Annotated in this window: 11 protein-coding genes and 1 pseudogene; 5 read left to right on the forward strand and 7 right to left on the reverse strand. The window is 65.4% G+C overall.

Annotation, left to right across the window (positions count from 1 at the left end; genetic code table 11):
- The coding region (locus QOD90_RS11560; protein ID WP_526349755.1) for an MMPL family transporter at positions 1-156 on the forward strand (156 nt) is incomplete at its 5' end.
- Positions 157-165: 9 nt separating this feature from the next.
- Here QOD90_RS11560 and QOD90_RS11565 read toward each other — a convergent pair.
- Positions 166-1,428, reverse strand: a complete 1,263-nt coding sequence (locus QOD90_RS11565; protein ID WP_526349735.1) for a DUF445 domain-containing protein — start codon at positions 1,426-1,428, stop codon at positions 166-168.
- Positions 1,425-2,105 (reverse strand): Abi-alpha family protein, encoded by a 681-nt coding sequence (locus tag QOD90_RS11570; RefSeq protein WP_526349737.1) that lies wholly within the window; start codon positions 2,103-2,105, stop codon positions 1,425-1,427. Before QOD90_RS11570 ends, QOD90_RS11565 begins: the two co-directional genes overlap by 4 nt.
- 170 nt (positions 2,106-2,275) lie before the next feature.
- On the opposite strand from QOD90_RS11570, the gene QOD90_RS11575 reads away from it, so the two are divergent.
- Complete coding sequence (locus QOD90_RS11575; RefSeq protein WP_526349739.1) at positions 2,276-3,490, forward strand: low temperature requirement protein A; 1,215 nt, start codon at positions 2,276-2,278, stop codon at positions 3,488-3,490.
- 11 nt (positions 3,491-3,501) lie between these two features.
- Here the strand turns inward: QOD90_RS11575 and QOD90_RS11580 are convergent, their stop codons facing one another.
- Positions 3,502-4,773 carry an MFS transporter gene (locus tag QOD90_RS11580; RefSeq protein ID WP_526349741.1) on the reverse strand — a complete coding sequence of 424 codons (1,272 nt, stop codon included), beginning with the start codon at positions 4,771-4,773 and terminating at the stop codon, positions 3,502-3,504.
- Positions 4,774-4,941: 168 nt separating this feature from the next.
- Between QOD90_RS11580 and QOD90_RS11585 the strand changes: the two genes are divergently transcribed.
- Entirely contained in the window at positions 4,942-5,670 is a 729-nt protein-coding gene (locus QOD90_RS11585) for a MerR family transcriptional regulator (protein ID WP_526349743.1), read from the forward strand.
- Positions 5,671-5,677: 7 nt separating this feature from the next.
- Here the strand turns inward: QOD90_RS11585 and QOD90_RS11590 are convergent, their stop codons facing one another.
- The 4 genes from QOD90_RS11590 to QOD90_RS11605 are packed head-to-tail and all read right to left on the reverse strand — an operon-like array spanning position 5,678 to position 9,605.
- The gene (locus QOD90_RS11590) at positions 5,678-6,478 is read right to left on the reverse strand and encodes an ABC transporter permease (protein ID WP_526349745.1); all 801 of its coding nucleotides are present in this window, start codon (positions 6,476-6,478) and stop codon (positions 5,678-5,680) included.
- Positions 6,478-7,347, reverse strand: a complete 870-nt coding sequence (locus tag QOD90_RS11595) for an ABC transporter permease (RefSeq protein WP_526349747.1) — start codon at positions 7,345-7,347, stop codon at positions 6,478-6,480. The genes QOD90_RS11590 and QOD90_RS11595 overlap by 1 nt, the downstream gene beginning before the upstream one ends.
- Positions 7,326-8,519, reverse strand: a complete 1,194-nt coding sequence (locus QOD90_RS11600) for an ABC transporter substrate-binding protein (RefSeq protein ID WP_526349749.1) — start codon at positions 8,517-8,519, stop codon at positions 7,326-7,328. Before QOD90_RS11600 ends, QOD90_RS11595 begins: the two co-directional genes overlap by 22 nt.
- A 33-nt stretch (positions 8,520-8,552) precedes the next feature.
- On the reverse strand, positions 8,553-9,605 hold the full coding sequence (locus QOD90_RS11605) for an ABC transporter ATP-binding protein (protein ID WP_526349751.1): 1,053 nt from the start codon (positions 9,603-9,605) through the stop codon (positions 8,553-8,555).
- 180 nt (positions 9,606-9,785) lie between these two features.
- Between QOD90_RS11605 and QOD90_RS11610 the strand changes: the two genes are divergently transcribed.
- Together QOD90_RS11610 and QOD90_RS11615 are read left to right on the forward strand one after the other, a co-directional pair.
- Positions 9,786-10,523, forward strand: coding sequence for a glycoside hydrolase domain-containing protein (locus QOD90_RS11610; protein WP_526349753.1), 738 nt, complete (start codon positions 9,786-9,788; stop codon positions 10,521-10,523).
- 521 nt (positions 10,524-11,044) lie between these two features.
- Positions 11,045-12,548: pseudogene (locus QOD90_RS11615) on the forward strand (3-oxoacyl-ACP synthase); the annotation flags it as partial.

The following is a 12,548-nucleotide window of genomic DNA, read 5'->3' on the forward strand; positions in this document are numbered from 1 at the left end:
TTCGACACCCTGGTGGTGCGGTCCTTCATGACCCCCGCGATCGCCGCCGCCATGGGCAAGTGGTTCTGGTGGCCGCAGATCGTCCGGTCGCGAGCCGCCATGCGCGTCCCGCCGCCGCCTGGGACACCCACCGCACCGGTCACGACGGGAAGCTGACGGCCCGGATCAATGGGCGAAGAGTTCGATGATCTGAACCTGCAGCTCGCCGACGACACCGCCGAGGATGGCGCCGACCGAGATCATCACGGGCTCATCGTCTTTGAAGACGGGGCGCAGGATGGACTCGTACTCGTCGTTGGTGAGCTGATTCATCTTCTCGACGATGGTGTTCTCGAGGTCGATCACCCCGACGGCATAGTCCTGCGCCTCGAGCAATGTCGATGGCAGCCGCTCGAGCACCATCGCCACCACCCGATCCTTGAGCGCGCGGTAACGCTTGGTGCCGACGGCGAGCACCACGACCGGGCCAGCCGCACCGGTCTGCGCGTCGATCGCCGCGTCGATCTCCTTGGCGGCGAGCGCGAACAACTTGTCTGCTCCCGGCCCCTTGATGATGCCGTCGAACAGAATCTCCGGTGAAAACAGATCTTCGGCAAGGATCTTGGCGTAGTCGCGGGTGATCTTGTCCCGCTGCGCGTGCAGGAGTCCCTGGAAGGGGATGAAGCCGAGAAACTTCTTCGGCTGCACCGGGCGGAACAACATGTTCAGCGCAATGTAGTCGCTGATGAATCCGACCGCGAAGCCGAACGCCGGCATGATCCACGGGTTCTTGAAGAGCGCCCATGCGACCATCTGGACGAGCCCGATGCCCAAGCCGAAGTAGATCCCGCTGCGCCGGACGAAGGCCATTGCGTCGGTGGTGACCCCACGCATCAGCTTGACGAGCTTGTCCTTGTTGCGTACCAGCGTGGTGACCGCAAGGAACTGCAAGTCGACGTACCGGCTCAGGTCCCCCTTCATTTCGGAGAGCATGTTCTCGGTGATGCGTGGCGCTTGGGCCTGCATCCGCGCCTGGATCGCCCGTCGCCCGGCCTCCGGTAGCGCATCCCACAGGCCCGGTCGGACCTGATCGGCGAGCTCTCGGGAGATCTCGTCGATGGCAAGGATCAAGGGTTCCCGCAGCGCCTCGACGGCTTCGTTGGCGTCGATGCGGGCCAGCAGTTCCTCGGGCTTCAGTAGGTTCGACGTCAGCAGGTCGATGGTCTTGGAGCCCACCTTTCCCGCCCGCCTCGGCACGATGCCCTGCCAGCCGATCGGCCCGATGCCCTTGAATTCGATTGGCCGGTAGAGCATTTCCAATGCCACGATCTTCGTGCTCCAGCCCACGAAGGCGGCGACGAAGGGCATGGACAGGTAGATCAGCCAGTTGACTCCGAAGTCGTGGGTGATCTCCGACCAACTTGAAATGGCGACGAGGGTAGTCGTCACCGCGGATCGTCCGCGGTGGTTGCCTGCCACAGTGCCGTGCCAAGAGTGGAGAGGCTCAGGGTGAACTTCTCGACCTTCGCCGACAGCGGACCCCGCGACGCGTTCTTGATGGCTGCGAGCACGGTCGACTCGGCCATCAGGACCTCGTACTCGGTGTCGAGCGCCGGGTCCTCGGGGCCGGTCTCCACTAGGCCAAGGGACAGCAGATGGCTCACGTATTGCGGAACCATCGACGGCAACGCGACATTCGCGGTCCTGCCGATCAGCGCAGCGTTCTCCAGCACTGCTCTACCTGGAGCGCGCTGGCTCAGCCAGCTGTATACGTTGACGAGCGGCGATGTCGAACCGTCGGACAACGCCCCGAGGATCCGGGCCTCGTCGGCGACGAGCTGATCGAGCAGATGGTGGTACAGCTCGATCTGACTACCGCGGGTGTTCTGGTCCAACGCCCGGTCCAAGAGCCGGGTCATCTTGCCGGTCAGCGAATCTGGGTCCGGCACCGTCGTCTCGTAGTCGGGCTCGGACTCCGCCGGGGAAGCCGGCGGGTCGAGTGCGTCGAACCCCTGGCGCAGCGCACCGACCACCTGTCGCTCGGCCCAGCTGTAGACATCGAGTCCCGCTCGGGCGGCGCCGACCGCCTTGCCAAGCAAGCCATGCGGTTCATCCGAATACGCCATCGGTGAACGTTAGCTGGACCGACGCCGAGCTGGAGCGTTTCCCGGGGCGCGGCTGTAGCGGCGCCGCCCGCCGATTCGGTACGGTCAACCGCCGTTGAAAGGGAGATCGTCGGGTGAATCAATCTGAGCCTTCAGTGCCGGGGGCTGCCCGTGCACATCACATCCGACGGATGGTCGGTCGCGATCCCCACGAGCGCCACCGGGTCGCGACGCCGCTGGAGCTGCTGTTCGACCTGACCTTCGTCATTGCCTTCGGCGTTGCCGGCGCAGAGTTCGCCCATCTGCTTGCCGCGGGCCACGTTGGCGCAGGCCTGACGGCGTTCCCGTTTGCCACCTTCGCGACGGTCTTGGCGTGGATCAACTTCACCTGGTTCGCGTCCGCCTATGACACAGACGACTGGATCTACCGGGTCTTGACGATGGTGCAGATGGTCGGTGTGCTCGTCCTGGCGCTCGGCATCCCGCCGTTCTTCGCGTCGATCGAACACGGCGAGCACGTCGACAATGCCGTCCTCGTCGCCGGCTACGTGGTGATGCGAATCGCGTTGGTAGCGCAATGGTTGCGAGCGGCCAAGCAGGACCCTGCCCACCGGTCCTCGTCGCTCACCTATGCGGCAATCGTCACGGTGGCTCAGATCGGCTGGATCGGGACGATCTTCCTCCCGACGTCGGTCCCCGTGACGCTGGCGTTCTGGGTGGTTCTCGGTGGGTTCGAACTGCTCGGTCCGAGGTTGGCGGAGTCCCGCAGTGGTGGCACGCCATGGCATCCGCACCACATCGCGGAGCGCTACGGGCTGCTGACGATCATCGCGCTGGGTGAGGGTGTCGTCGGCACCGTCGCGTCACTCACCGCCGTCGTGAAGGAAAACGGGTGGACAGCGGACGCCGTCATGCTGGCCGTCGCGGGCACCGGGTTGACGTTTGGCATGTGGTGGATCTACTTCGCCGTACCCACCGCCGAACTGCTTCACGCGCACCGCGAGCGCGCCTATTGGTTTGGCTATCTGCACATCGCCGTTTTCGGTGCGATCGTGGCCACCGGCGCGGGCCTCCACACCGCCGCGTACTACATCGAGGACCATTCCGAGATCGGCTCGGTGGGCACCGTCTGGTCGGTCGTGATTCCCGTTGGCATCTATGTCGTCTTGGTCTTCTGGTTGTACGCGCTGATGGTGCGCGCGAGGGATCTGTTCCACGTGCTGTTGCTTGCACTGACGGCAGGCGTACTGGCGGCAGGCGTGCTGTTGGCGATGGCGGGCGTACCGATGGCGGTATGTCTGCTCGTCGTCACGTTGGCGCCCATGGTCAGTGTCGTGGGTTTCGAAGTGCTTGGCCACCGCCATGCCGATGCGGCCATCGCGGCGACCGTCGACGACGTGTCGTAGCGCCGCTGACGTCAGCGCTCGCTCGCCCCCATGTCGAACGTCTCGAGCAGTGAGCGTTCCTGCTCGGCCTTCATGAGCCGGCGCGCCTTCCTTCGGGTGATCAGGATGCCGGTGACGGCGAGCACCCACACCGCGTACTGAACCGTCCAGGCCAGTCGGAAGGACTCGAACGAATAGCCGCCCGCCGCGCCGAGGATGACGCCGATGGCCTGCATGACCAACAACGAGGCGATGAATCCACCCATGTTCACCATGCCCTGGGCGGTACCGAGGGCGGCGCTGGGATTGAACGTCCGCGCGAAGTCGAAGCCGACCATCGAACCTGGGCCGCCCACCGAGATCACCACGATGAGGACGATCAGCAGCCATAGGGGAGCGCGGCCGGGCAACGCGAGCACGACGGTCCACGCCAGCGCATTGCTGCCGATGATCGCCAGGACGATCCAGGACCGTCGGTGCGGATACCGGCCGGTGAAGATGCCGATGACGATGCCCGCCGAGATGGCGGTGAGGACGGAGATCGTCAGAAGCGCACCCGCCATGCCTGCGGACTGTCCTTGCGCGACGGTCAGATACGGAACACCCCACATCAGGCAGAACACCGTCACGGAGAACTGGGTGCCCATGTGGGTGAAGAATCCGAGGCGGGTGCCCGGCCGCAGCCACACCGTCTTCACGCTCGACAGCACGGCGCGCGCCGACAGATTCTCGATCGCGACCACGCGACCGCGCGGCGTGTCCCTTACCAGCGCCAGCACCAACACCATCGCGAGCACACCGAACGCCGCCACCGAGATGTAGGCGGTCGCCCAAGAGGTGCCCGTGAGCAACGCCAGGAAGGGCAGTGCTGAGAGCACCTGTCCGAGCTGGCCGCAGATTCCGGTGAGTTGGGTCAGCAGCGGCACCTGACGTGGGGGAAACCAATTGGGCACCAGTCGGAGAACCGAGATGAAGGTGACGGCGTCGCCGAGTCCGACGATCGCGCGGGCGCCGATGGCCAGCGGCAGCGATGCGGTAAGGGCGAGCAGCAGTTGACCCGCCGCCATGAGCGCGGCACCTGCCACGATCAGCACGCGTGAGCCATAACGGTCGAGGAGGACTCCCGCGGGCACCTGGGCGCCTGCGTAGACGACGACCTGGAGCACCACGAACGTCGAAAGGAGGCTGGGGCTGGCGGCGAACCGGTCGGCGGCGTTGAGCCCGGAGACGCCTAGCGTGGTGCGGTCGAGCACGGCGACGATGTAGGCCAGCAGCCCCGCCGCCCAGATCGTCCAGGCACGCACTCTGTCAATCGTCGCGCACCGGGGTGCCCGATGGCGAATCGATATTCCGAAGATGACGTCGGAAGGTAGATCTCGCAAACTTCGCGACCGGTATAGGGTGAGGTGTCATGCCCGGTTGCGACCGCTTGCTGAAACGTCCCGTGACCGGCTAGTCGGGGGATTGTCCATTTGCCTGAGTATCGACTCGACGAGTTGTCTGCGCTCTCGGGACTCAGCGTCCGCAACATTCGCGCCTATCGCGAACGAGGGCTGCTCGACCCGCCCCGTCGCCAGGGGCGATCGGCGTTTTACGACGACCGTCATCTGTCTCAGCTGAGGACCATCAGCGAGCTGCTGCGCAAGGGGTTCACGTCCGCGCACATCGCGGCATTCCTTTCCAGCGCGCGTCAGGGCCACGACCTGGCCGACATCCTCGGGCTGCAGCAGGCGATCTTCGGTGATCCTCGCCGAGCCGCGGATGCCGTTGCCGTCGACATCGACCCCGATGGCGACGAGGCGAAACGGCTGCTGCAGTACGGGCTTGCCGAGGTGGCCGACGGCCGCCTGACGTTGGTCAACCCGCACCTCGCAGCGGTGGTCGGCAGCGCCGTCGACCAGTTGCAGTACGTGCAGACGATTTTGCGGGTGGCCGACGGTGTCGCGGATCAGCTCGACGGGCTCGCGAAGTCGGTCGTGGATTCCCTGGAGGAAAGCCTGTTGGCTCGCTTCGGCCAGAACTACGTACCGCTGCCCGACGACATGGTGGAGCTGCGCCGCCTGGTCACCGACTATCGCGCGCTGGGCCGACGGGTCGTCGCCGATCAGCTCGAGGTGGCCCTGCGGCGGCGTCTCATCGCCGCGGTCTCCGAGTACACGACCGGAATCATGAGCGGCCGTCACTGGGACGGGGATGACTGACCGGCTTTCACACCCTGGTGGTCGCGGGGTCGCCGCCGAACCGCTGGGCCAGCCACACCGGAATGATGGCCAGCACCGTCAGTGCTGCGGCCACCACGTTGATCACCGGAGCCTGATTGGGGCGGAACAGGTTTCCGAAGATCCAGATCGGGAGTGTCTGCACGGCAGGTCCTGCCGTGAAGGTGGTCACCACGATCTCGTCGAAGCTCAGCGCGAACGCAAGGATCGCGCCGGCGACGAGTGCCCCACGCATCATCGGAAAGGTCACGAAGCGGAACGTCTGCCACGTCGACGCGCCAAGATCGGCTGACGCATCCTCGAGATCGGCTCCGAGCCTGCGCAACCGGGCCTGGGTGTTGTTGAACACGATCACGACGCAGAACGTGGCGTGTCCGACGATCACGGTGGCCAAGCCGAGCGTCACGCCGAGCGCCGAGGTGAACGTGGCGTTCAGCGCGATGCCAGTGACGATGCCTGGCAACGTGATCGGCAGGACGACCAGAAAGCTGATGGTGCCGCGGCCGAAGAACTCGTGGCGTTGCACGGCGAAGGCGACCATGGTGCCCAGCGCCAGTGCGATCACCGTGGCGCCAAGGCCGACGATCACCGAGTTGCCGAGCGAGGCCCACATTCCGTCGCTGTTCCACGCGTCGGCCCACCAGCGCAACGTGAAACCGCTCGGGGGGAACGCGAACGTCCGCGATGAGTTGAACGCGTTGACGACCACGAGAAGCAGTGGTGCATAAAGGAATACGAGTACGAACACGGTCCATGCCCGGATCGCGGCGCGAGCGCTGCCCGACAACATCAGACGTTCTCCAGTGCGCCGGTGCGGCGCATCGCGAGCAGGTAAAGGATGACTGCCGCGAGCGGAATGATCGACAATGCCGCAGCCAGTGGCTGATTGTTGGCGGTGACCAACTGCCCGTAGATGATGTTGCCGAGCAGCTGCGTCTTGCCGCCGACGATCGTGACGGCGATGTAGTCACCGAGCGATAGCGAGAACGTGAAGATCGAACCGGCGGCGATGCCAGGAAAGACCAACGGCGCAACCACCATTCGCAGGGTGGAGTAGTCGGAGGCCCCCAGGTCGGCGCTCGCGTCGATGAGATGGTTGGGCACGCGCTCGAACGCCGCGAACACGGGAATGATCATGTACGGCAACCATAGGTACGTCAGCGTGATCACGGTGGCGACGAGGCCGTAGCCGGGGCTGTAGCCGGTGGCCCATGACAGCGGGCCCTCGGGCGACAGCAATACGCGCCACGCGTATGCCTTGACCAGATAGCTTGCCCACAGCGGCGTCGTCACCGCCACGACAAGCGCCAGTCGCACTCGCGGTGAGGCCACCTTCGCCATGTACAACCCCAACGGCACGGACAGCACCGCACACAGCACGGTGACCAACAGCGCCACCCCCACGGTGCGCAGGGTCACCGTCCGGAAGACCTCGTCGGTCACCACGCGGACGATGTTGTCGCCCGTAATGGTGTGAACCACCGCTCCGGTGAACGAGTTGGTGGTCCAGAAGGCCGAAACCAGCAGCACCGCAAGTGAACCCAGGTACGCCACCACCAGCCATGCCAATGGCGGGACCAATAGGAAGGCCAGCCTCAGCCGACCCCCTGCCGGCTTGGTTCGGGTGGCGGCCTCGGTCACCCCTTGACTTGCTGCCACTTGCTGACCCACTCGTCGTAGGCCGTGCAATTGGAGCCGCTACCGTCGACGCACTGCTTCTGCGGCGTCGTCCAGTAGTGGAGTTTCGCCGCGTACGCCTCATCGGTGGCGTGGTAGATGTCGCAGAAGTCCTTCTCGGAGGTGAACTCGCACGCCTTCGTCTGCGCGGGCGCCTCGCCGAAGTACTCGGCGACCTGAGCATTGACCTTCGGTGAGGTGATCCAGTCCATCCACTTGTACATGCAATTGGGGTGGGCGGCCTTCGCCGCCACCATCCAGGTGTCCGACCAGCCCGTGGCCCCCTCCTTGGGCAGCACGGTATTGACCTGCACCTTGTTCTCGGTCCCGATGGTGTTCGCGATCACCTGCCACGTGGTGCCGATCACCGACGTGCCCGACTCGAAAGCCTGCACTTCCTTGGTGTAGTCCGACCAGTACTCGCTGACGTTCTCCTTCTGAGCCTTCAGCAATTCGATTGCGGCGTCGAGCTGCTCGCTGGTCAGTGAGTACGGATCCTTGATGCCCAACTCCGGCTTGGTCTTCATCAGGTACAGCGCCGCGTCGGCGATGTAGATCGGCGAATCGTAGGCCGTCACCTTGCCTTTGTACTTGCCTGCGTCGGTGAACACCGCGCCCCAAGAGTCGGGTGCATCGGTGACCACGCCCACGTTGTACATCAACAGATTGGCGCCCCAGCCGTGGGGAACGCCGTACATCTGGCCGTCGACGGAGTTCCACGGCTTGTCCTTCAGGAAGGCCGAGATGGTCGAATAGTTCTTCACCAGTGAGGTGTTCACGGGCGCCACGTCACCCGCGTAGATCAGTCGCAACGTGGCGTCACCCGATGCCGACACGCCGTCGTACTGACCGGTCCGCATGAGCTGCACCATCTCGTCGGACGTGTTGCCCACCTTGACGTTGACCTTGCAGCCGGACTCCTTCTCGAAGGGAGTCACCCAATCCACCGTCTTGTCGTTGGAGCCGTTCTCGGCGTAGCCGGCCCAGGCGATCAAGTTGAGCTCGCCCTCGCCGTTGCCCAGTGCGCCGAGCGGTTCGATCTTGGGCGGCGCGGTGCCGGCGTCGCCGCCACCGGATTGCGAGCCGGAGCATCCGACGACGAGGGCGGCGCAGGCGGCGACGGTGAACCCGATTCGCAAGGCGGTTGATGTCATGACGCTCCGTTCGGTTCCAGTATCAGTTCGGCTTCAATGGGTGAGGTCGTGTACTGCGCTGTCGGGCCACGCCAGGGTGATCTGCGTGCCGTGGCCCAGGTCGTCCGGCAGGGAGGCGGCGGCGTTGAGAACGGTCGCGGTGAGCGTCACGCCCGGCTGGCCGACGAGCTGGGCGACGGCCGCCACGCGCGTGGTCGGGCCGGCGTAGATGACCTCGGCGACGGTGGCGTCGACCGTGCGACTGCCGGGGGCCGCCCCTCCTCCCGCGGCGAGTACGGCGATGCGTTCGGGTCGTACCGCGAACATGCCGCGCCGGCCGACGAGCGCTTCCGCGGCGTCACCGTCGAGCACGTTGGAGGTGCCGACGAAGTCGGCGACGAACCGGTTCACCGGGTTCTCGTACACGTCGCGCGCCTTGCCGATCTGTTCGATGCGCCCCGCGTTGAAGACTGCAAGCCGGTCGCACAACGTCAGCGCCTCGTCCTGATCGTGGGTGACGATGACGAAGGTGATACCCACTTCGCGCTGAATTGCCTTGAGCTCCAACTGCATCTGCTCGCGCAGCTTCAGGTCGAGCGCACCGAGTGGTTCGTCGAGGAGCAGGACCTTGGGACGGCCGACCAAGGCGCGCGCCAGAGCAACGCGCTGACGCTGGCCGCCCGAGAGCTGCGAAGGTTTGCGCGGTCCGAAGCCGGCGAGCCGAACCATCTCGAGCGCCTCGGCCGTGCGGGTGCGCCGTTCACCCTTGGCCACCCCGCGCACCTTCATCCCGTATTCGACGTTTTGCGCGACCGACATGTGGGGGAAGAGTGCGTACTCCTGGAAGACGGTGTTGACGTCGCGGCGGCGGGCCTCGTGGGCGGTGACGTCTACTCCGCCGAGCTTGATGGTCCCCGCGGTTGGTTGTTCGAAACCGGCGATCATCCGCAGCACCGTGGTCTTGCCCGAGCCCGAGGGCCCGAGGATCGCGAACAGCTCACCGTCGTCGACGGTCAGGTCCGCGCCCTCCACTGCGATTACCGAGTCTCCGAAGACCTTGCGAACGCCCACGAGTTCGATCTGCGGTTCGCGGCCGCCGGATGGCATGGCTGAATCGTATGGATCGGTCGTTCAGACCGCAGCGCATCGTATGGATTTCGTTGGATCGTGCTGCTTCGTCGACGGTTTTCGTTTCTGAGCTGGCTCGGGTTCGGGCACTCATTCTTGATACAGATGTGACCAGTGGCGTTGATGAGTAAATTGGGACAGTTGTCATATTCTGTGGTGATGGCGATTTCCCGGCGACACGTGCTCAAGTACGCCGCCGCCGCGCCGGCAGTCGTCGGGCTCGGCGGCACCCTGGCAGCGGCGGTGTCGGCCGCACTCGCGCCGGCCACCGCCTCGGCGGCGCCGCTGGGCGTGCTACTCGACTACGCAGCCGGGGTGATCCCCGCGACCGCCATCCGCGCTGCGGGAGCCTCTGGCGCCATTCGCTACGTCTCCGATCGCCGACCCGGTGGCGGTTGGATGCTCGGCAAGCCCATCCAGCTACCCGAGGCGCGCGACCTTTACCAGAACGGCCTGAAGATCGTGTCGTGCTACCAGTTCGGCAAGCAGGACAATGCCGACTGGCTCGGCGGCCAAACCGCGGGCGTGCAACACGCCAAGCGCGGCTGGCAGCTCCACGTTGCGGCAGGCGGGTCCTACGGCGCCCCGATCTACGCATCGATCGACGACGACCCGACGCCTGAGCAGTACAAACAGCTGGTGGCGCCCTATCTGCGCGGGTGGGAGGCGGTGTTGGGCCACCAGCGTGTCGGGGTGTACGCGAACTCCAAGACGATCGACTGGGCCCTGCAGGACGGCCTCGGCGCATACTTCTGGCAACACAACTGGGGGTCGCCCGAGGGGTTCACCCATCCCGCAGCGCACCTGCATCAGGTCGAGATCGACAAGCGGAGTGTGGGTGGAGTCGGCGTGGACCTCAACTACGTCTTGAAGCCGCGCTTCGGGCAATGGGACTAGACGTTACCGATCAGTAAGATTAGCCAGCAAACTATGTGCGCTACTGACGCTGCGTCAGTAGACATTTCCGTGGTTTGTGTCGACTTTTCCGGCATCGCGAGTGCAGGGCGCCGTTGGTCGAAAATGAACATAACGATTCCATAACAATACTGCCTTGATCTGCACTGTTGTTGCTACTCGACCGTAACCACCTGCATGCAGGACGTTTGTACCGGAAGCGTCGGGGGCGTCTGCGGGCCTGCGTTATCCAATGTGTGGTTACCCGTGCGTAGAACTCGCCAGTAACCATTTGGAGGGCGAAAATGGTCCCAGCTCTTATGACACTCTTACTACGGCTGGCCTGTACGCCAGGGCCGTCGCAGAAGTGACTTGAGCCCGTCGGGATGACCCCGACACCGAACCGCAGACCCGCAGGGGCGCGGGGCCTCACCGCCGAGGACGCAGTAGACGCATGCGGTAGCAGAAGCCGCGAGACGTAAAGAAGCGATACGCGCGAGAGCGCACCGAGGAGATGGCAAGACGTGACGATCAACGAACAACGCAGGGTGACCACCGGACGCGCGGGCGGTTCCGCCGAAGGATCGTCGATTCAGGCGGGTGCTCATGCGCTCGTCGACCTCCTCAACGCCGGTGAGCCCTACGCGGTGGCGTTCGGTGGGCAGGGCGGCAACTGGCTGGAGAACCTCGAGGAACTGATCAGCTCCGCGGGCATCGAGTCCGAGTTGAGCGAAGTCGTCGGTGAGGCCGCCCTGCTGCTGGAGCCGGTGGCCCGCGAGCTGGTCGTGGTCCGGCCGATCGGCTTCGAGCCGATGCAGTGGGTGCGTGCGCTCGCCGCGGACGAGGCACTTCCCACGTCCAAGCAGCTGACCACCGCAGCGATCTCCGGCCCCGGCATCCTGCTGACCCAGCTGGCCGCCATTCGCGCATTGAACCACCAGGGTCTCGACCTGTTCGGAACGCCACCCGTGGCCATGGCTGGCCACTCGCAGGGCATCATGGCCTGCGAGGCGCTGCGTGCCAAGGGGGCCAAGGACGCCGAGCTGCTCGCGCTGCTCCAGCTGATCGGTGCCGCCGGCTCACTGATCTCCCGCCGCCGCGGGATGGTGGGCAGGGGAGAGAAGTCCCCCATGGTCTCGGTCAGCAACGTCGACCCCGACCGCATCGCCGAGCTGCTCGAAGACTTCTCCACCGACGTTCGGACCGTGTTGCCGCCCGTGCTGTCGATCCGCAACGGACGGCGTTCGGTCGTCATCACCGGTACGCCCGAGCAGCTGGCCCGCTTCGAGCTGTACTGCAGCAAGATCACCGAGAAGGAAGAAGCCGAGCGCAAGAACAAGCTGCGCGGTGGGGCGGTGTTCAGCCCATCCTTCGCCAGTGTGCAGGTCGAGGTCGGCTTCCACACCCCGCGCCTCGCCGACGGCGTTGGTCTGGTGGACCGCTGGGCCGCCAAGACCGGCATCGACGCCGACCTCGCCCACGAGATGACCGAGTCGATCTTCGTGCGTCCCATCGATTGGGTGGCCGAGGTCGAGCGGCTGCACGAGTCCGGCGCCAGCTGGATCATCGACCTCGGTCCGAGCGACACCATCACCCGCGTCACCGCACCGGTCATCCGGGGCCTTGGCGTCGGTATCGTGCCCGCCGCCACCAGGGCCGGGCAGCGCAACCTGTTCACCGTCGGGGCTGCCCCCGAAGTGGCCCCCGCCTGGTCGAGCTACGCCCCGTCGGTCATCACGCTGCCGAACGGATCGGTCAAGCTCTCGACCAAGTTCACCCGGCTCACCGGGCGCTCGCCGATCCTGCTCGCAGGAATGACGCCGACGACCGTCGACGCCAAGATCGTCGCTGCCGCCGCCAACGCGGGCCACTGGGCCGAGCTGGCGGGTGGCGGTCAGGTCACGGAGCCGATCTTCGACGCCAGGATCGCCGAGCTCACCCAGCTGTTGGAGCCGGGTCGCACGGTGCAGTTCAACACCCTGTTCCTCGACCCGTACCTGTGGAAGTTGCAGGTGGGTGGGAAACGCT

The organism is Mycobacterium sp. (genome assembly GCF_032161845.1).
Taxonomy (GTDB): Bacteria; Actinomycetota; Actinomycetes; order Mycobacteriales; family Mycobacteriaceae; genus Mycobacterium.

What these genes read in the sequence shown, in the direction of transcription:
- QOD90_RS11590 (WP_526349745.1), bottom strand. Translation starts at nt 6,478, where the DNA reads ATGTTGTCGGGCAGCGCTCGCGCCGCGATCCGGGCATGGACCGTGTTC.
- QOD90_RS11605 (WP_526349751.1), bottom strand. Translation starts at nt 9,605, where the DNA reads ATGCCATCCGGCGGCCGCGAACCGCAGATCGAACTCGTGGGCGTTCGC.
- QOD90_RS11575 (WP_526349739.1), top strand. Translation starts at nt 2,276, where the DNA reads ATGGTCGGTCGCGATCCCCACGAGCGCCACCGGGTCGCGACGCCGCTG.
- QOD90_RS11570 (WP_526349737.1), bottom strand. Translation starts at nt 2,105, where the DNA reads ATGGCGTATTCGGATGAACCGCATGGCTTGCTTGGCAAGGCGGTCGGC.
- QOD90_RS11610 (WP_526349753.1), top strand. Translation starts at nt 9,786, where the DNA reads ATGGCGATTTCCCGGCGACACGTGCTCAAGTACGCCGCCGCCGCGCCG.
- QOD90_RS11600 (WP_526349749.1), bottom strand. Translation starts at nt 8,519, where the DNA reads ATGACATCAACCGCCTTGCGAATCGGGTTCACCGTCGCCGCCTGCGCC.